Source organism: Pseudomonas sp. UV AK001, assembly GCF_046097675.1.
Classification (GTDB): Bacteria; Pseudomonadota; Gammaproteobacteria; order Pseudomonadales; family Pseudomonadaceae; genus Aquipseudomonas; species Aquipseudomonas kribbensis.
The window spans coordinates 132,440-151,473 of the sequence record NZ_JBJUVZ010000009.1; the positions used below are offsets into that span (position 1 = coordinate 132,440).

19 protein-coding genes are annotated in these 19,034 nt (G+C 61.3%); 6 read left to right on the forward strand and 13 right to left on the reverse strand.

Going from position 1 to position 19,034, the window contains the following annotated elements:
- Positions 1-2: 2 nt before the first annotated feature.
- From ACKLNA_RS22910 to ACKLNA_RS22930, 5 genes are all read left to right on the forward strand, one after another.
- Positions 3-812 (forward strand): MetQ/NlpA family ABC transporter substrate-binding protein, encoded by an 810-nt coding sequence (locus tag ACKLNA_RS22910; RefSeq protein WP_408987179.1) that lies wholly within the window; start codon positions 3-5, stop codon positions 810-812.
- Positions 813-814: 2 nt separating this feature from the next.
- On the forward strand, positions 815-1,939 hold the full coding sequence (locus ACKLNA_RS22915) for a methionine ABC transporter ATP-binding protein (RefSeq protein WP_408987180.1): 1,125 nt from the start codon (positions 815-817) through the stop codon (positions 1,937-1,939).
- A complete protein-coding gene (locus ACKLNA_RS22920; RefSeq protein WP_408987181.1) occupies positions 1,929-2,573 on the forward strand; it encodes a methionine ABC transporter permease in 645 nt (214 codons plus the stop codon). Before ACKLNA_RS22915 ends, ACKLNA_RS22920 begins: the two co-directional genes overlap by 11 nt.
- A 434-nt stretch (positions 2,574-3,007) precedes the next feature.
- Positions 3,008-3,364, forward strand: coding sequence for a DUF6124 family protein (locus ACKLNA_RS22925; RefSeq protein ID WP_408987182.1), 357 nt, complete (start codon positions 3,008-3,010; stop codon positions 3,362-3,364).
- 198 nt (positions 3,365-3,562) lie between these two features.
- Entirely contained in the window at positions 3,563-4,189 is a 627-nt protein-coding gene (locus ACKLNA_RS22930; RefSeq protein ID WP_408987183.1) for a class I SAM-dependent methyltransferase, read from the forward strand.
- Between the two features lie 34 nt (positions 4,190-4,223).
- Here ACKLNA_RS22930 and ACKLNA_RS22935 read toward each other — a convergent pair whose 3' ends face one another.
- Genes ACKLNA_RS22935 through ACKLNA_RS22945 form a run of 3 tightly spaced genes read right to left on the reverse strand, consistent with a single transcriptional unit; the run spans position 4,224 to position 9,432 of the window.
- Positions 4,224-7,271, reverse strand: coding sequence for an efflux RND transporter permease subunit (locus tag ACKLNA_RS22935; protein ID WP_134825122.1), 3,048 nt, complete (start codon positions 7,269-7,271; stop codon positions 4,224-4,226).
- Positions 7,268-8,332: an efflux RND transporter periplasmic adaptor subunit gene (locus ACKLNA_RS22940; protein WP_408987184.1), complete on the reverse strand. Its 1,065-nt coding sequence runs from the start codon at positions 8,330-8,332 to the stop codon at positions 7,268-7,270. Before ACKLNA_RS22940 ends, ACKLNA_RS22935 begins: the two co-directional genes overlap by 4 nt.
- Positions 8,329-9,432 carry an efflux RND transporter periplasmic adaptor subunit gene (locus ACKLNA_RS22945; RefSeq protein ID WP_119428589.1) on the reverse strand — a complete coding sequence of 368 codons (1,104 nt, stop codon included), beginning with the start codon at positions 9,430-9,432 and terminating at the stop codon, positions 8,329-8,331. The genes ACKLNA_RS22940 and ACKLNA_RS22945 overlap by 4 nt, the downstream gene beginning before the upstream one ends.
- 144 nt (positions 9,433-9,576) lie before the next feature.
- Between ACKLNA_RS22945 and ACKLNA_RS22950 the strand changes: the two genes are divergently transcribed.
- Positions 9,577-10,737 carry an AAA family ATPase gene (locus ACKLNA_RS22950; RefSeq protein WP_408987185.1) on the forward strand — a complete coding sequence of 387 codons (1,161 nt, stop codon included), beginning with the start codon at positions 9,577-9,579 and terminating at the stop codon, positions 10,735-10,737.
- A 77-nt stretch (positions 10,738-10,814) separates the two neighbouring features.
- Here the strand turns inward: ACKLNA_RS22950 and ACKLNA_RS22955 are convergent, their stop codons facing one another.
- From ACKLNA_RS22955 to ACKLNA_RS23000, 10 genes are all read right to left on the reverse strand, one after another.
- A complete protein-coding gene (locus ACKLNA_RS22955; RefSeq protein WP_408987186.1) occupies positions 10,815-11,693 on the reverse strand; it encodes a transporter substrate-binding domain-containing protein in 879 nt (292 codons plus the stop codon).
- Positions 11,690-12,487: an amino acid ABC transporter ATP-binding protein gene (locus ACKLNA_RS22960; RefSeq protein ID WP_408987187.1), complete on the reverse strand. Its 798-nt coding sequence runs from the start codon at positions 12,485-12,487 to the stop codon at positions 11,690-11,692. The genes ACKLNA_RS22955 and ACKLNA_RS22960 overlap by 4 nt, the downstream gene beginning before the upstream one ends.
- Positions 12,484-13,143 carry an amino acid ABC transporter permease gene (locus tag ACKLNA_RS22965; RefSeq protein WP_096821877.1) on the reverse strand — a complete coding sequence of 220 codons (660 nt, stop codon included), beginning with the start codon at positions 13,141-13,143 and terminating at the stop codon, positions 12,484-12,486. The genes ACKLNA_RS22960 and ACKLNA_RS22965 overlap by 4 nt, the downstream gene beginning before the upstream one ends.
- The gene (locus tag ACKLNA_RS22970) at positions 13,124-13,789 is read right to left on the reverse strand and encodes an amino acid ABC transporter permease (protein WP_007918712.1); all 666 of its coding nucleotides are present in this window, start codon (positions 13,787-13,789) and stop codon (positions 13,124-13,126) included. The genes ACKLNA_RS22965 and ACKLNA_RS22970 overlap by 20 nt, the downstream gene beginning before the upstream one ends.
- Positions 13,790-14,261: 472 nt before the next feature.
- Positions 14,262-15,059 carry a MetQ/NlpA family ABC transporter substrate-binding protein gene (locus ACKLNA_RS22975; protein WP_007952772.1) on the reverse strand — a complete coding sequence of 266 codons (798 nt, stop codon included), beginning with the start codon at positions 15,057-15,059 and terminating at the stop codon, positions 14,262-14,264.
- Positions 15,060-15,226: 167 nt separating this feature from the next.
- Complete coding sequence (locus tag ACKLNA_RS22980; RefSeq protein WP_408987188.1) at positions 15,227-16,159, reverse strand: sigma 54-interacting transcriptional regulator; 933 nt, start codon at positions 16,157-16,159, stop codon at positions 15,227-15,229.
- Between the two features lie 56 nt (positions 16,160-16,215).
- The gene (locus ACKLNA_RS22985; RefSeq protein WP_085712674.1) at positions 16,216-16,797 is read right to left on the reverse strand and encodes an alpha/beta hydrolase; all 582 of its coding nucleotides are present in this window, start codon (positions 16,795-16,797) and stop codon (positions 16,216-16,218) included.
- Positions 16,798-16,966: 169 nt separating this feature from the next.
- Entirely contained in the window at positions 16,967-17,368 is a 402-nt protein-coding gene (locus ACKLNA_RS22990; RefSeq protein WP_003220570.1) for a biopolymer transporter ExbD, read from the reverse strand.
- Position 17,369: 1 nt separating this feature from the next.
- Positions 17,370-18,095 (reverse strand): MotA/TolQ/ExbB proton channel family protein, encoded by a 726-nt coding sequence (locus tag ACKLNA_RS22995; protein WP_011331927.1) that lies wholly within the window; start codon positions 18,093-18,095, stop codon positions 17,370-17,372.
- A gap of 45 nt (positions 18,096-18,140) precedes the next feature.
- Complete coding sequence (locus ACKLNA_RS23000) at positions 18,141-18,953, reverse strand: energy transducer TonB (RefSeq protein ID WP_119428582.1); 813 nt, start codon at positions 18,951-18,953, stop codon at positions 18,141-18,143.
- Positions 18,954-19,034 lie beyond the last annotated feature (81 nt).

The following is a 19,034-nucleotide window of genomic DNA, read 5'->3' on the forward strand; positions in this document are numbered from 1 at the left end:
CCATGACCAAGAAACGCCTGTCCCACCCAGTCAAAGCACTGGCCCTGGCCTTCGGCCTGTTCAGCTCGGCGGTGTTCGCCGCCGATGCGCCGTTGAAAATCGGCACCACCGCCGCCTTCGCGGTTCCGCTGGAAGCCGCCGTCGAAGAGGCCTCCAAACAAGGCCTGAAAGTCGAGCTGGTGGAATTCACCGACTGGATCGCGCCGAACGTCAGCCTCGCCGCCGGTGACATTGACGTGAACTACTTCCAGCACATCCCGTTCCTGGAAAACGCCAAGGCTGCTTCCGGCTTCGACCTGGTGCCGTTCGCGCCGGGCATCATCAACAACGTCGGCCTGTACTCGAAGAAATACAAAAGCTTCGACGAACTGCCGGAAGGCGCCAGCGTCGCCATTGCCAACGACCCGATCAACAGCGGTCGCGGTCTGCAACTGCTGGCCAAGGCCGGCCTGATCACCCTGAAACCGGGCGTCGGCTACAAGGCCACCGAAGACGACATCGTCGCCAACCCGAAGAAGATCAAGATCCTGCAGGTCGAAGCCGTGCAACTGGTTCGCGCTTATGACGATGCCGACCTGGTCCAGGGCTACCCGGCCTACATCCGTCTGGCGAAGACGTTCGATGCCGGCTCTGCGCTGCTGTTCGACGGCCTCGACCACAAGGAATACGTGATCCAGTTCGTGATCCAGCCCAAGAGCAAGACCGACCCGCGCCTGATCAAGTTCGTCGACATCTACCAGCATTCGCCGGCCGTTCGCGCCGCGCTGGATAAGGCCCACGGCAAGCTGTACCAGGCCGGCTGGGAAAGCTGAGGATGACGGCAGCCATCCAACGGCGACTGGATCTTCCAGAGCCACCCGCGCTTGCGCAACGCACCGAACTGCATCCCGAGCTGAACCGCGCCCATGTGCGTTTCGTCGGGCTCGGCAAAACCTACGACGGTAAACAAGGCCCGGTCGCAGCCCTGCAAGGCATCGACCTGGCGATTCAGCGCGGTGAGGTGTTCGGCATCATCGGTCGCAGCGGTGCCGGCAAGTCGTCGCTGATCCGCACCATCAACCGCCTCGAGCAACCGACCTCGGGCCGGGTGCTGATCGATCAGGTGGACATTGGCGAGTACGACGAGGATCGCCTCGTCGCCCTGCGCCGGCGGATCGGCATGATCTTTCAGCACTTCAATCTGATGTCGGCAAAAACGGTGTGGCAGAACCTCGAACTGCCGCTGAAAGTCGCCGGTGTCCCGAAGGAGCAACGGGAGAAAAAGGTTCGCGAACTGCTGGAACTGGTGGGCCTGCAGGCCAAGCACAAGGCCTATCCGGCGCAGCTGTCCGGCGGGCAGAAACAGCGCGTCGGCATCGCCCGCGCGCTGGTGCATGACCCGGATATTCTGCTGTGCGACGAAGCCACTTCGGCCCTCGATCCGGAAACCACCCAGTCGATCCTCGGCCTGCTGCGCGAGATCAACAAACGCCTGGGCCTGACCATCGTGCTGATCACTCACGAAATGGCGGTGATCCGGGAAATCTGCGACCGCGTCGTCGTGCTGGAACATGGCCGCATCGTCGAACAGGGCCCGGTCTGGGAAGTGTTCGGCAACCCGCAGCACGAGGTCAGCCAGACCTTGCTCGCACCGTTGCAGCACGCTTTGCCCGAAGAATTGCAAAACCGTTTGCAGGCACAACCGTCGTCGTCCGACGCGTCCGTGGTGCTGCGCTTGCAGTTCACCGGCAACCAGCAGGACGAACCGGATCTGGCCGCACTGTTCGCCGCCCTCGGTGGCCGGGTGAAATTGCTCCAGGGTGGTGTGGAACGGATTCAGGGCCACGCGCTCGGGCAACTGTTGCTGGCGGTGGCAGGCTCGAAGCTGAACGCCGAGGAGTTGCGCCAGCGTGCCAGTCAATGGGCACAACGCACGGAGGTGCTGGGCTATGTGGTTTGATCGCTTGCTGCAGGGTTTCATCGACACGTTCCTGATGGTCGGTGTGTCGTCGCTGATCGCGTTGCTCGCCGGGATTCCGATGGCGGTGATTCTGGTCACCAGCGACAAGGGCGGCATCTACGAAGCGCCGGTGCTGAATCGTGCTCTGGGTGCGTTCGTGAATCTGTTTCGCTCGATTCCGTTTCTGATCCTGATGGTTGCGCTGATTCCGTTCACCCGGCTGATCGTCGGCACCACATACGGTGTGTGGGCGGCCGTTGTGCCGCTGACCATTGCGGCCACACCGTTTTTTGCGCGGATTGCCGAAGTGAGCCTGCGCGAAGTCGACCACGGTTTGATCGAAGCCGCGCAAGCCATGGGCTGCCGGCGCTGGCATATCGTCTGGCACGTGTTGTTGCCCGAAGCGCTGCCGGGCATCGTTGGCGGGTTCACCATTACGCTGGTGACGATGATCAACTCATCGGCCATGGCCGGGGCAATTGGTGCCGGCGGTCTGGGCGACATCGCCTATCGCTACGGCTATCAGCGCTTCGACAGCCAGATCATGCTGACGGTGATTGTGTTGCTGGTGGCGCTGGTGGCGGTCATTCAACTGGGGGGAGATCGCCTGTCCCGGAGCCTGAACAAGCGCTGACGCTACTGGCTTGCAGCCATGCCGGACGGGGACTTCAGCGAGGTCCCTCGACGCCATGAGCCCCCTTCATTTCAAGCAATTTCCTTGGTAAAAATCGGATCTTTCCCACGTGCAAAGTGCCGATTCGCCGGGCCACTTCACATTCCATTGCAGGACGATTCCTAGATGAATCCATGCGCTTGTGCCTGCCATAAGCGGTGGCTAATCTCCGATTATCACTGCCGCGCAGTGATCGGGTTTAGTCGCTCGGATCCGCTGAGCGCACAGCCTCATCTGACGAAGGATGGGGTTTCCACCTGTTTGATGGTGGCTGTGCGCAGGGCACTTTCGGGTGCACCGGTTTCCTGGCGGCCGGCGACTAACCTGCGTGCAGCCGCCGCCCAGATCGTTTAGTCGCGTAATGGTTGGCTCCCACTAACGCCAGGAGTTTACCCATGGAAAAAAGCATTCCCGATCCGCCGCTCAGTCTCGCTTCCAACAAGAGCTTTACCGATGAGCTGCTCAAGGATCGTTCCGCACTCTACCGAACGGTTGATTCGCACCTGGGCAACGGCCCGGCATCGGCACCTGACCCCGTGCGCGTTTACAACATCAGCGAAGATGTAACACTGGAAGACGCCCAGCTGTATGTGGCCGACTTGCTGCGCTGCGCCTCGGTCACGGCGCATCAGTGTGGCGACCACCTCGATGGCGCCGACCGCGCCATGGTGTTCTCGGTCTGGCACCTGCTGGAGATCGCCAAGGCGATGGTGGATCGCTCGATCGATTGCCTGGGCGTGAAACAGCGCTGAGTCTTGCACCTCGCTCCCGACATTTATTTCAGCGTGCACCGGCTACGGTGCGGGAGCGAGCCAGCACATCACCGACGCAGAATCTCCAGTCTGTGCCATCTTCGTTCAGCCCGTTCGACTTTGCTTTGCGGATCGTGAACCATTAAAGCGAGAAAGTGCTTATAGTCAGCCGATCCTCCTGCCAGCCTCGACACGACCATGAAGCAGACCCCTACCGACCTCGACCGCATCACTGCCACGACGCTGGGCAACTACAACGCCGTGGCCGAAAGTTTTCGTGAAGGCACCCGCGATCACGATGTGAGCCAGAACATCGACGCACTGTTACGGCATATCCACAGCGAAAAGCCGTTCGCGATTCTCGATTTCGGTTGCGGGCCGGGACGGGACTTGCAGGCCTTCACGCACCTGGGTCATATCGCCATCGGCCTCGACGGGGCGGAAAAATTCGCGCAGATGGCGCGCCAGGACAGTGGCTGCGAAGTCTGGCAACAAGACTTTCTGAAGCTCGATCTGCCGCCGGAACGCTTTGACGGAATATTTGCCAACGCCGTGCTGTTTCATGTGCCGCTGCAGGAACTGCCGAGGGTTCTGCAGCAGTTGCACGGGACACTGAAACCGGGCGGAGTGTTGTTCAGCTCCAATCCACGCGGGGACAACCGTGAGGGCTGGAACGGGCCGCGTTATGGCTCGTACCACGATCTGGAAGCCTGGCGCGGGTTGCTGACTGCCGCTGGATTCGTGGAACTTGAGCATTACTACCGGCCGGCAGGACTGCCGCGGGAGCAGCAGCCGTGGCTGGCGAGTGTCTGGCGCAAGATCTGACTCCCCTCACCCAAGGGTGAGGGAAGCTTCTGATCTAGTTTTTCTTCGGCTCGCGAATCTTGTACCAGGCCACATACAGCGCCGGCAGGAACAGCAGCGTCAGCAGTGTCGCCACCACAATCCCGCCGATCATCGCGTAGGCCATCGGCCCCCAGAACACTTCCCGGGCGATCGGGATCATGCCCATGCTCGCCGCCGCAGCAGTCAGCAGAATCGGCCGGCGCCGATGCTCGGTCGCTTCCACCACTGCATCCCAGGGCGAGTAGCCCTTGTGCTCGAACTCCTCGATTTGCGTCACGAGGATCACCGAGTTGCGGATGATGATGCCGATCAGCGCCAGAATCCCAAGGATCGCCACGAAGCCCATCGGCGTGCCGGTCGGCACCAGCGCCAGCACCACGCCGATCAGCCCCAGCGGCGCGACACTGGCCACCAGGAACAGCTTCTGCACGCTGTGCAGCTGAATCATCAGGAAGGTCGCCATCAGAAACAGCATCAGCGGCAGTACCTTGGCAATCGGCCCCTGGGCCTTGCCGCTCTCCTCGACCGTACCGCCGGTGGCTACCTTGTAGCCCACCGGCAGTTTGGCGGCGAAGTCATCGATGGTCGGTTTGAGGACTTTCACCAGGTCGGTCGGCTGGATTTCATCGCGCACCGAGGCCTTGATGGTGATGGTCGGCAAACGGTCGCGACGCCACACCAGCGGCTGCTCCAGCTCATAACGCACGGTGGCGAAGGCCAGCAGCGGAATCGATGTGCCGTTGGGCGTGACGATCTGCAGGTTCTGCAGGGTTTCCGGTGTGCCGCGTTCGGAATCCACCGCCCGCCCGACCACGTTGACCAGGTAGATATCGTCGTCGACCTGAGTCAGCGGCGAACCACTGACAATGCTGTTCATCAGGTTGGCCACATCCTCCGACGACAGGCCGAGCTGCCGCGCCTTGTCCTGGGCGATGTCGATGCGCAGGACTTTGCCGGGCTCGTTCCAGTCGTAAATGATCTCGCCGATGTGCGGGCTCTTGTCCAGTTCGGTGGCGAGGTCGATGGCGTGCTTGCGCACCTGATCGATGTCCTTGCCGCTGACCCGGTACTGGATCGGACGCCCCACCGGCGGGCCCATTTCCAGGGCCTGCACGTAACTGCCGATGCCGACGAAGTCCTGGCGCAGGCGATCTCGCAGGCGCTGACTCAAGGCCTCGCGGGCCTTGAAGTCCTTGCTGACGATCACCAGTTGCGCGTAGTACGGGTTCTGCAGTTGCTGGTCCAGCGGCAGGTAGAAACGGATCGCACCCTGACCGATGTAAGTGCTCCAGCGCACGATGTCCGGGTCGCCCTTGAGCGTGGCTTCGAGCTTGTCAACGGCCTTGCGGGTTTCATCGATCGAGGCGTTTTGCGGCAGGTTCAGGTCGACCAGGATTTCCGGGCGGTCGGAAGACGGGAAGAACTGGTTCTGCACGAAACGCATGCAAAACACCGAGAGCACGAAGCACAGCACGGTGATGCCGATGCACCACCAACGGTTGCGCATCGACCACAACAAACCGTGATTGAACGCGCGCCCGATACGCCCCGGTTCGGCTTCGTGGGGCTTCACGTTGGTGCTGAGAATGTGCACGCCGATCACCGGCGCGAAGAACACCGCCACAATCCACGACACGATCATCGCCACCGCGATCACCGCAAACAGTGTGTAGGTGTACTCACCGGCGGAGCTGGCGTTGAGTCCGATGGGGACGAAACCGGCCACGGTCACCAGCGTACCGGTGAGCATCGGGAACGCCGTCGAGGTGTAGGCGAACGTCGCCGCCTGCTCCTTGGTCTCGCCCATTTCCAGGCGCGTGACCATCATCTCCACAGTGATCATCGCGTCGTCCACCAGCAGCCCGAGAGCGATGATCAGTGCTCCGAGGGAAATCCGCTGCATGGTGATGCCGCTGTACTCCATGTACACGAACACCATGGCCAGCACCAACGGGATCGAGCACGCCACCACCAGCCCGGCCCGCACGCCGAGGCTGATGAAGCTCACCACCAGCACGATGACCACCGCTTCGAACAGCGCGCTGGTGAAACCGCCGACGGCTTCTTCCACCACCACTGCCTGATCGGAAACGGTGTGCACGCCAACGCCTACCGGCAAATCGGCGGTGAGTTGATCGATGCGCGCATGCAGCGCCTTGCCGAAGGCCTGAACGTTGCCGCCCTTCTGCATGGCGATTGCCAGACCGATGGCCGGTTTGCCGTCGAAGCGGAATTCCGGGGTCGCCGGGTCGACGTAGCCGCGGCTGATTTCAGCGATGTCGGCCAGACGATAGAAGCGGTCATTGAGTTTGAGATTGACCTCGGCCAGATCCTTTTCCGAGGCGAACTGCCCGGACGTCCTCACCGAAATCCGCTCGGGCCCGGCCTCGATCACACCCGCCGGGGTCACGGCGTTCTGCGATTGCAGGCTCTGCACCACTTGCCGTTGATCGATGCCCAGCGCCGCCAGTTTGCGGGTGGAGAAGTTCAGATAGATCACTTCATCCTGCTGGCCGACCATCTCGATCTTGCCCAGCCCCGGCACGTTGCGAATCTCGGCGCGCGCCTGTTCCACATAATCGCGCAGTTGCCGCATCGTCAGGCCGTCGGCGGTAAACGCGTAGACCGAGCCGAACACGTCACCAAACTCATCGTTGAATCCCGGCCCCTGAATCCCCTGGGGAAACTGGCCGCGAATGTCGTCGATCTTCTTGCGCACCTGGTACCAGATCTCCGGGATGTCTTTGGCGCTGGTGGTGTCGCGCAGGTACACGTAGACCGTCGACTCACCGGGACGGGTGTAGCTTTTCACGTAGTCGAGGGAGTCGAGTTCCTCAAGTTTTTTCTCGATGCGGTCGGTGACCTGTTTGAGCGTTTCTTCCTGGGTCGCGCCCGGCCATTTGGTCTGGATCACCATGGTCTTGATGGTGAACGACGGGTCTTCCTCGCGCCCCAGATTGAAGTACGAGAACACCCCCATCAGCAGCCCGACGAACATCAGATACCAGACGAACGACTGATGCTTGAGGGCCCATTCGGAGAGATTGAAAGACCCTTTCATTGACTGTCCTCGTCGAGTTTCACGGCTTGTCCGGGTTTGAGGCTGTTGACGCCGGCGCTGACCACACGCTCGCCGGACTTGACCCCGCCGGCCAGCACCACGGTGCTGTCGGTGCGGCTGGTCACGCTGACGTCACGGGGGGCAACGGTTTTGCTTTGCGGGTCGATCACCCAGATCCGGGTTTTGCCGTCGGCCTCCTGCAAGGCTGTCGCGGGCAATTCGATTCGCGGTTTGATCGCCGAACTGAGGGTCACGCTGATCGCCGTACCGAGACGGAAGCCCGGTGGCGTGCTGGCCAGGGTCAAGCGTGCGCGGCGGGTACGGGTGGCGCTTTGCGCCTGAGGTTCGATTTCACGAATGACGGCGGTGGTGTTGATGCTCGGATCGAGTTGTGCGGCCACCAGAAACACCACGTCGCTGGGGATCTGATCGACCAGCGTGTCCGGCAGATCGATCACCGCTTCCTTGATATCCGGTTGCGCCAGCGTCACCACTTGCTGGCCGGCCGTCACCACTTGCCCGGCCTCGGCGTTCCACGCGGTGACCACGGCTTTGTGGTCGGAGCGCAGTTCGGTGTAGCCGAGCTGATCCTTGCTCTGATTGACCGCCGCCCGCGCCTGGTCGAGGGACGCCTGGGTGGTCTTCAGATCGGTGGTAGCGATGTCCAGTTGCGCCTGGGCGCCGACTCCGCGATCAAACAGCGCCTGCTGACGCCGGGCATTGGCCTGGGCGTTGATCAGTTGCGCCTCGACTTTCGCCAGATCACCCTGAGCCGAGCGCAACTGGTTCTGCTGGTCGGACGGGTCGAGAGTGGCGAGCAAGGTGCCCTTCTCCACCTCGGCCCCCACGTCGACGTTACGGCTGGCAATCCGGCCGCCGACGCGGAAACCGGTGTTGCTCTCGTAACGCGCCTGAATGCTGCCGGCGAAACGACCGAGGGTTTCCTCGTTCAGTGCTTCGACCTTGATCGACAACACCGGCCGCACCGGTTCGGGCGGTGGCTCGCTCTTGGAACAGGCAACCAGCAGCAGCCCGACAGACGTCACCCACAAAGACTTCATGGCTGTGCTCCCGGTTGCAGTTCCTTGTAGGTGTTCTCGGCGATCTCGACTTTCATCCCCGGATGCAGCAGCTGCCCACCGGCAACGATGACTTTTTCGCCGCCCTTGAGCCCTTCGCTGATGATCACGTGGCCGGTCAGGTAACGGCCGACAGTGACGTTGTGCAGTTGCGCCTCACCCTTGTCGTCGACCATCCACACCGCCGGTTCGCTGATGTTCTTGGTCAGCGCCGACCAAGGCAGCTCCACCGCCGATTTACCGCTGCCCTTGGCGGTGGCGCTGACCACCGAACCGAGCTGCATGCCCTGAGGCAGGCTGTCGAGGGTGACCTTGACCTGCACCGTGCCGGACTGCGCCGACACCGCCGGGGTGATTTCGCGCACGGTGCCGGTGGTCTTGATGGCGGGGTTGTCGAGCAGGCTGACGACAATCGAACGCTCGGCCGGACGCTCGGCCAGCAGGGATTCGTACACGTTGAACACCGCGTCGCGGTCGCCGTCCCGGGCCAGGCTGAAGATCGGTGCCGTGGCCTGCACCACTTGGCCGACTTCGGCCTGACGCTGGGTGATGATGCCGGGTGCATCGGCGATCAGCGCGGTGTAGCTCAACTGATCCTTGGCGTTGGCCAACTGCGCCTGAGCCGCGCTCAACGCACTCTGGCTGCTGCGCAATGCCGCTTGCGCGGAATCGTATTCGCTCTGGCTGGTGTAGCCCTTGGGCAACAGCTTCTGCTGGCGGACGAACGCGGCAGCGCTCTGTTTGACCCGCGCCTGCTCGGCCAGCACCTGGGCCTGGGCGGAGTCAACGTTGGTCTGCAAATCCTTGGGATCGAGTTTGGCCAGCACTTGTTTGGCCGAGACACGGTCACCGACATCGACCATGCGCTGGATGATCTTGCCGCCGACCCGGAACGACAATTCGGTCTGCACCCTGGCCTGAACGTCGCCGGTGAGGGTCACCGAAGCCGCGAAGTCCGCAGGCTTGACCTCTTGCACGAAGACACGCGGCAGATACTCCTGGGGCGCCTTTTTTTCGCCGCAGGCGGCGAGCAAAGCGAGCAGGCCCAACAGGGCGGCTGTTTTCAATCCGGGACTCGCCATGCAGACTCCTTCCTGTGTACGAACGTGCAAGTGACGATACGACTGTGAGCTTAGAACAGGGTTCAACCTTCGTCCGGGCGATATATGCATTTATGTGCAGCAGGTATCCTGACCCGGATTCCGGAGCACCCAGGAAGGATTTTCATGCTCAAGACCCTCGCGGTGGCCAATTACCGCTCGATCAATAAATTGGTGATTCCGTTGGGTCGGCTGAACCTGATCACCGGCCCCAACGGCAGCGGCAAATCCAACCTCTACCGGGCGCTGCGGCTGCTGGCGGAAACCGCCCAGGGCGGCGTGGTCAATGCATTGGCTCGCGAAGGCGGGCTGGAATCGACGTTCTGGGCCGGGCCGGAAACCATCAGTCGGCGCATGCGCAGCGGTGAAGTACCAATCCAGTCCACCGTGCGCCAGGGCGTGAAGCGTCTGAGGCTGGGTTTTGCCGGGGAGGATTTCAGCTATTCGATTGCGCTGGGCTTGCCCGAACCGAGCCTTTCGTTCTTTTCCCTCGACCCGGAAATCAAAAAGGAATGCATCTGGGCCGGGCCGCTGTATCGCCCGGCCAGTCTGCTGGTGGACCGCAATGGACCGATGATCCGCAGCCGCGACGGCCGCAGCTGGGATGTGCTGGCGCAGCACACGCCGAACTTCGACAGCCTGTTCGATCATGTCGGCAGCCTGCGTACTTCGCCGGAAGTGTTCCAGATGCGTGAATTCATCCGCCGCTGGCGCTTCTACGATCACTTTCGCAGCGACGCCGACGCCCCGGTGCGCCAGCCGCAACTGGGCACACGCACGCCGGTGCTGCATCACGACGGCCGAGATCTGGCGGCGGCGTTGCGCACCATCATCGAAATCGGCGATCCAGAAGCTTTGCAGGCAGCGATCAGCGACGCGTTTCCCGGCGCACGGCTGAACATAGCGCCGCTGGCGGGTGGACGCTTTGCCATCGAGTTTTTCCAGGAAGGGTTGTTGCGACCGTTGTCAGCAGCGGAATTGTCGGATGGCACGTTGCGTTATCTGCTGCTGGTCGCGGCACTGCTGACGCCGCGCCCGCCTTCGCTGATGGTGCTGAACGAACCAGAAACCAGTCTGCATCCGGATCTGTTGCCGGCGCTGGCGCGGTTGATCATTCGCGCATCGCAGGAGTGTCAGGTGTGGGTGGTTTCACATGCGCGGCGATTGATTTCGGCGTTGCAGGAAGATGAGGAGTGCAATTGCATCGTGCTGGAGAAGACCCTCGGCCAGACAGGCGTTGTCGGGCAGAGGGTGCTGGATGAGCCGGCGTGGAGTTGGCCGGATTAGGTGTGTCAGTACTGATCGTTCCCACGCAGAGCGTGGGAACGATCATCTCAGCGTGGAAACGATCGTCTATCAGGGAATTAACCCTGCCACTTCCCACCTTCAACAATCACACTCTCAGGCCGGGTGTCATCACTCAGTTCTTTACGCACATATTGGTCATACAGCTTGAGCAGATATTTCTCCTCCCCAAGCTTGGCCAGCTCGGTATTCACCCAGTCACGCAATTCGATATTGCCCTTCTTCACCGCCGGCGCAATCGGAGCCTCGGCGCCGAGCTTTTCATTCAGCACGCGGTAGCCCGGGTTCTGCTTGGCCCAGCTGAACAACACCAGATTGTCCTGGGCGTAGGCATCGCCACGGCCGTTGGCCAGGGCTTGGAGGGACTCGGAGTTCTTCTCGAACTTCAGCAGTTTCCAGTCCGGGTGGTTCTTGGTCAGCCAAATATCGGCGGTGGTGCCGGTGGTAACGATGGTGGTGCGGGTCGCCAGGTCATCGAGTTTCTTCACGTCGCTGCTCTGCGGCACCAGCGCCTGCACCGCGACCTTGAGGTTAGGGTTGGTGAACTCCACCGCCTCCTTGCGCTCCGGGGTCACGGTCATGTTGGCGAGGATCAGATCGACCTTGTCGCTTTGCAGGAACGGAATGCGGCTCGCCGGCTCCACGGCCACGAACTCGACCTTGTTTTCGTCGCCCAGCAGATCCTTGGCGAATTGCCGGCCGATGTCGGTATCGAAGCCGACATAGCGCCCTGCTTCATTGACGAAACCGAACGGCGGTTTATCGGTGAACACGCCGACAATCAGTTTGTCGCGGGCCTTGATTTTGTCCAGGTAACCCGCCGGCGCAGTGCTTTCGCTGGCGACTTTCGGCTTGGCCGGTTCTTCGGTCTTGTTGCAGCCGGCCAGCAACGCGAGGCTGATCAGCGGTAATGCAAACAGGGCTTTGGCAGTTTTCATGGCAGTTCCGGTTCCTTGGTTTGAGTCGTTGTGGACGAAGTCGTTGAAGGCAGGGCTTCGACGTAGGAGAACTTCTCCAGGAACTGCTGCGCGCGTGCGGTTTGCGGGTTCGTAAAGAAAAGCTCGGGCGGGTTCTGTTCAAGGATGCGCCCGGCATCCATGAACACGATTCGGTCGGCCACCGCGCGGGCGAAGGCCATTTCGTGGGTGACGATCAACAGGGTCATGCCTTCGCGGGCCAGGCCCTGAATCACTTGCAGCACTTCCTTGACCATCTCCGGGTCGAGGGCGGCGGTGACTTCGTCGAAGAGCATGACCCGCGGGTTCATGCACAACGAGCGGACGATGGCGATGCGTTGCTGCTGGCCGCCGGAGAGCTGGCGCGGGAAGGCATCGCGTTTGTCCAGAAGGCCCACACGTTCCAGCAACGCTTCGGCTTGTTGCTGTGCTTCACGGCGTTCGCGCTTCTGCACTTTCAGCGGGCCGAGCAGCAAGTTATCGAGCACGCTCATGTGCGGGAACAGGTGATAACTCTGGAACACCATGCCGATCCGCTGACGCACTTCGCGCCAGTCGGTGGACTTATCCAGCAGTTCGCGTCCGGCGAATTTCAGAGAGCCGCCGTGGGCAACTTCCAGGCCATTCAGGCAACGCAGCAGGGTGCTTTTTCCGCAGCCGCTGGGGCCGAGGATGACGATGACTTCGCCGGACTTCACTTGCAGGTCGATGCCCTTGAGCACCTGCTGTTCACCGAAGAATTTGTTGAAATCCTGAAACTCGATCAATGCGCTCATGCTTGCGTCCAGCGCCGCTCCAGCACGCGCGAGGCGGCCGACAGCGGGTAGCAGATGAAAAAGAAAAACAGAAACAGCGCGCCGTAGATCAGCACCGATTCGTAGGTGCGCTCGATGATCTGCTGGCCGACCTTGATCACATCCACCACGCCGATCAGCACCGCCAGCGAACTGGTCTTGATGATCCGCGTGTAGACGTTGATGGTCGGTGGCGTCATGCGTTTCAGCGCCTGGGGCAACAGCACGTAACCGTAGAGCTGGGCCGCGTTCAGACCGATCGACAGCCCCGCCTCACGCTGCCCGCGCGGCAACGAATGCAACGCACCACGCGCCACTTCGCCGACCTCGCTGGCGCCCCACAACGACAGCACCAGCACCGCGCACCAGAAGCTCGGCAGGCTCAGGCCAAAGAAAATCGGCAGACCGAAAAACAGCAGGTACAACCAGACCAGCACCGGAATCGCCCGGAACAGTTCCAGATAGATCCGCAGCACCGCGTTCAGCCACGTCACGTTGAGCGTGCGCAGCACACCGTAGAGCACGCCGCCGACGGTGCTGATGGCGATGCTCAGGAACGAGATCGACAGGGTTTGCCCGGCGCCTTTGGCCAATTGCGGCAAGGACACCCAGAGCAATTCAAGACCCGAACTGGCCATGCTGGAGCCTCCTTTCCAGACGGCTCAACAGCAGCGACAGCGGCAGGAACAAGAGCACGCAGATCAGCGTCAGTACGGCGAGCATTTCGTAGGTTTTGTAGTAGAGCGCGATGTAGCTCTTGGTGGTGTAGAGAATCTCCGGCACCGCCACGGCCGAGACCACGGTGGTCTCCTTGAGCAGGAAAATGAAATTGGCGAACAGCGAGGGCAGGCTGAGGATCCCCGCTTGCGGCAGGATCACGTAGCGCAGCAACTGGCCATGGGACAGACCGATGGAACGGCCCGATTCAAGCTGCGCCTGGGGCACCGCATCGACACCGGCGCGCAGCACTTCGGTGAGATAGGCACCACCGAGAAACGTCATGGTGATGATCGCAGCGGTGAAACCGGAGACCTTGATCCCCAGTGCCGGCAACGCGAAATAGACGAAGAACAGCTGGATCAGCAGCGGCGTGTTACGCGCCAATTCCACATACAACCCGACCAGTTTTTGCAGGTAAGGCGTGCGGAATACCAGAATCGTCGCGTTCAGCAGCGCTACCAGCAACGAGGTGCCAATGGCGATCAAACCGACCTGCAGCGTCACACCCACGGCTTTGAGAAACGCCGGCAACGTGCTGAGGATAAATGCGTAATCGAAGGTCATGAAACATCCTGACGCCGCTCGGTAAGCGACGGTGGTGCAGTCCATGGACAGCGGGTAGCTGTCCTGCAGGCACCGACTTTAAAGGTATAAAAAGAAGAATTTAAATACCGTTAAAGCATATTGATATCACGCAAAAAACTAATCGACGGGTTTGCCGGGAAGAAGGAGGAAGGCTATTGTCCCCAGCGCTGTAGGACGGATCTTTTTTTCATAAAAGCCCTCCAAGGACGAACAGCTTTTGGCCAGACTCCCCCGGCCGAACCCATAACAAGGAAGAGAACATGGACGTAAAAGTGCCGCAGCGACTGGATCCGCAGGAAATCGTGAAATTGTTGGTGGCGTTGCGCCGGGCGTTGAAGACCGGGATGGCCTGAGCTTAAAGACACCCTCACCCGCACACACAAAAACGCCGATGACCATCACTGGCCATCGGCGTTTTTTCAACCTTGAAGGGGGTTGTTGCTGCGTCGGATCAGAACGCCGGCAATACCGCGCCGTTGTACTTCTTCTCGATGAACGCTTTGACTTCCGGGCTGGTCAGGGCAGCGGCCAGTTTCTTGATGGCGTCGCTGTTCTTGTTGTCTTCACGGGCGACCAGGAAGTTCACGTAAGGCGAATCCGCGCCTTCGATCACCAGAGCGTCCTTGGTCGGGTTCAACTTGGCTTCCAGCGCGTAGTTGGTGTTGATCATGTCCAGATCGACTTCTTTCAGAACACGCGGCAGCAGGGCCGACTCCAGTTCCTTGAACTTGAAGTTGTGCGGGTTCTTGGCGATGTCTTTCGGCGTGGCCAGAGCGTTCTTCGGATCTTTCAGTTCGATCAGGCCGGCCTTCTGCAGCAGGATCAGGGCACGACCGCTGTTGCTGCCTTCGTTCGGAATGGCGATGGTGGCGCCGTCCGGCAGTTCAGCCAGGGTCTTGTACTTGCTCGAGTAACCACCGAACGGTTCAACGTGAACGCCTTGCACGGTCACCAGGTACTTGGCCTTGTCGTCCTTGTATTTGCCCTGGTTGAAGCTGTTCAGGTACGGCAGGGTCTGGAAGTAGTTGGCGTCCAGACGCTTCTCGCCCACCTGCACGTTCGGCTGCACGTAGTCGGTGAAGACCTTGATTTCCAGATCCACGCCTTCTTTGGCGAGGGTCGGCTTGATCAGCTCGAGGATCTCGGCGTGTGGAACCGGGGTCGCGGCGACCACCAGTTTTTCGCCGGCCTGGGCCAGGGAAGCAGTCAGAGCAGCCGCCAATGCGGTAAACAACAGAACCTTTTTCATGCAGTGTCCTTAGTCGAAAATCACGGTCGTCATCGACGACGGCATTAATACGTGTGCCAGCGATGTGCTACTGCTGGCGTGAGTCGGACAATACCGGGATTTTTTATTCCCGGACAATAACGTTTATTCAGCTTCATATTCCATTTTGTTCATGTTGAACAAAATGGTTACAAAGCCTCGCTCAGGCTCAACAGTAATTCTTTCAATGCCTTACGTTCCCCGGCAGTCCCTTTGGCGCTGATGCTCGCCACCTGACGTTCGATCTGAACCAGCGACCCAGGCACCTCGGGCAGGTTCAGGTGCTCCGGCAGGATTTCATCGCCAGTGCTCACCAGCAGCGCAAAGTGAATGACGTTTTCCAGCTCTCGGGTGTTGCCCGGCCAGCTGTGCTGCTCCAGCACCTCCTGCGCCGCTTCGCTGATCAGCGGCACGGGCAGATCCAGGCGCTGGCTGTAGATGCCGAGGAAGTACTCGGCCAGCGACAGAATGTCACCGACCCGCGCGCGCAACGCCGGCAGTTCCAGATGCCCTTCGCTGAGATAGTGATAAAGCCGCTCGTGGAATTTCCCCGCCGCCACCGCTTGCGCCAGATCGATGCTGGTCGCAGCGACCAGTCGCACATCCACCGGACTCGGTTGATGGGCGCCGACCCGGGTGACTTCGTGGTTTTCCAGGGCGGAAAGCAACTTGATCTGGATCGGCAGCGGCAGGTCGCCGATTTCATCCAGGTACAAGGTGCCGCCATTGGCCGAGCCGAACCAGCCGGCGCGACTGCTGGCTGAACCGCTGTAACTGCCGGCGGCGTAGCCGAACAGTTCGGCATCGGCGTAAGTCGGGCTGATCGCGCCGCAGTTGACCGAGACAAACAAGCCGCTGCGATCACTGGCGCGGTGGATGTGGCGGGCGAGCAATTCCTTGCCGGTGCCGGTCTCGCCGCGAATCAGCACCGAGATCGAGCGCGGTGCGAGTCGGGCCATTTCCTCGCGCAACTGGCGCGAGCGTGGATCGACGAACACCAGCGCCTTGGCGCGAATGCTCAGGGGACTTTTTTCCGCATCGGGAAAGGTCAGTAACGGCTGACCGAAGGTTTCGAAACTCATGGCAGACTCCCGCCCCAAATCGCCGGGAGACGGGGGCGCTGAAAAAATAAAAGGGGTCAGGCGCGACGCCGGGCGTGATGTTCCATGCGGTTTTGCAGGCGATACAAATAAGCGAACCCCTGCTCCCAGCGTTGATGCCCGGACTTCACATTGATATGGCCGGCGCCCGCGAGAATTCCCGCCTCGGCGCCCCAGTTGCGCGCCAGTTCCAGCGCGCGCGGCGCACTGACGGCGGCGTCGTTGTCGGAACTGACGACCTGACTCGGGAACGGCAGCAGATCGGTGGGAATCGGTGCAAAGTTGCGCAGTGCCGGCACGCAGGCCGGACGCTCCACATCCGCCGGCGCGACCAGCAGCGCTCCGCGCACCTGACGCAGGTGCTGCAGCGGCGCGGTGGCCGCCCAGTGCGCCACAGTGATGCAACCCAGGCTGTGAGCGATCAGGATCACCGGCGTGCTGTCGGCGGCAATCGCTTCGGCCAGCGCCGCGACCCAGTCTTCACGACGCGGCGTCAGCCAGTCGGCCTGCTCCACCCGCGCGCTGTTCGGCAGGCTGTTCTGCCAGTGGCTTTGCCAATGATCTTCTGGCGATCCTTGCCAGCCCGGCACAATCAGATAGCGGATTGATTCGTTGCGCATGGGGGAGCTCTCCTGCGTCGTGTCTGTTCCTGGTCGAGTATAGGGACGGGATTTATATTCGTTAAGGAATAAGAAGCTATTTATTAAGACCTGAAAAGAATATTAAGTATCCAGCAAAAAAAGGGGCCGCACCCTGCCAAGGAGACGGCCCCGGAAAAACGTGAAACCCTTATCGTGCAGTGATCACCGACAGTTTGGTGATGCCCGCCCGCTCAATCGAAGCCATGGCTCGCGCCACTTCGCCGTAATTCACCCCGTCGTCCGCCTGCAATTGCACACGCACTTCCGGGTCCTTGGCCTTGGCCGACTTGAGGTTGAACTCCAGCAGATCCGGCTGGATTTCGTCCTTGTTGATAAACAGTTTTCCTGCACCGTCGATGCTTACCACCAACGGGTCCTTCTGCTCGACCGGTGCCACCGCTTCGGTCTTCGGCAGGTTGATCGGTATCGCGTTGGTCAGCAGCGGCGCGGTGACGATGAACACCACCAGCAGCACCAGCATCACATCCACCAGCGGCGTCACGTTGATCTCGCTCAGCACCTCGTCGCTGTCTTGCGTGGAGAAGGCCATATCAGGACGCCTCCTTCACTTTTGTTGCGTTGCCCTGGGCCGCAGCCTTGTGCGCGGTCGGGTGAATCAGCACGCGGAACGAACTCTTTTGCGCCAGGCTGTAGAAGTCGTGGGCAAAGTCGTCCAGGTCCGCCGCCGTCAGTTTCAGACGACGCAAAAAGTAGTTGTAAACCAGCACCGCCGGCACCGCGACCGCGATCCCCACACCGGTGGCGACCAGCGCTGCACCGATGGGCCCTGCAACCGTTTCCAGGCTCGCCGAGCCCGCCGCGCTGATGCCTTTCAACGCCTCCATGATTCCCCACACCGTGCCGAACAGGCCAATGAACGGCGAGGTGCTGCCAATACTTGCGACCACCGCCAGACCGGTTTCCAGCGAACGCCGCTCGCGGACGATCTGCTGGCGCAAGGCGCGCTCGAGGCGATCCTGATGGTTGATCGCCTGGCTCAGGTCATTGGCCTGCGGCGCCTCGCCCACCTGAATCGCCGCATAACCGGCCTGTGCCACCCGCGCTGCCGCGCCGGGCTGGGTTTCGCTCAACTCGGCGGCGGAGTCCAGACTCGACGCCGCCCAGAAGCGCTTGTGAAATTTTCGGTCCTGCGCCTTCAACCGGCCGAACTGCACAGCCTTGAGCAACGCCAGGCCCCAGGTGGCGACAGAGAAGACCACCAGCAGCCAGATCACCGCGCTTTCGATGGATTCCAGTGGAGATGCCAGTAACGTCATGATGTGTTCCCTCGTGTAAACATTTCGCGCGAATTTGGTTTCGGTTTAGTGAATCTTGAAATCGATGGGCACGCTGACCCAGCCGTCCTGGGCGACATCACCCTGCTTGGCCGGTACGAAGCTCCAGCGCTTCACGGCGTCCAGCGCCGCGTCGTCGAGCTGTTGCCGGCCACTGCTTTTCTGAATCTGGATCTCGCCCGGTTTGCCGCTGGCCAGTACGTGCACCCGCAGCAACACCGTGCCCTCCCAACCGCGACGCTGGGCCAGCGACGGATATTCCGGCGCCGGGTTCTTCAGGTACGCGGCGTTGGCCGAGGCCGGGGTCACCGGAGCAGGTGCCGGTGGTGCGGGTGGCGCTGGCGCGGCGACCGGAGCGGCCGGTTGTGGCGGAGCCGGTGGTTGCTCGACGGCTTTGGGCGCCGGCTTCGGTACCGGTTTGGCGACCGGTTTCGGCTTGGGAATCGGCTTCGGTTTTGGTGGCGGCTTGGTTGCCAGTTCGTCTTCCACCGGCGGCGGAGGCTCGACCACAGGTGCCGGCGGCGGCGGTACAACCTCTGGCGGAGCCGGGGGTGCCGGGCGCGAAAATTCGATGGTCATCGGTGGAATTTCCGGCGGCACGATCGGCAGCGCCGGTGTCGGATGCTGGTTGATCCAGTAGATCACCGCGCCATGCACCACCAGCGCCAGAACGCCGAGCAGAATCGTTTCGCGGCGGCTCAGAATGCCCTTGGGCGCGCGCTGCAAACGCAGCTGCCCCAACGGCACGCGGTGGGGCCGGCCGAGATCGACCAACTCGCCGCTCGGCGCCTGGCGCCACAGCACCTCCTGTGCACTGGCGGCGGTCTGGACATTGCCCATTGATTTACTCCCTGCGGTCTCTTTGCGTTTTTTCGCGTAGCCGATTCGCCGCTTGTTGTATCCCCCACGGCGTGATCGATG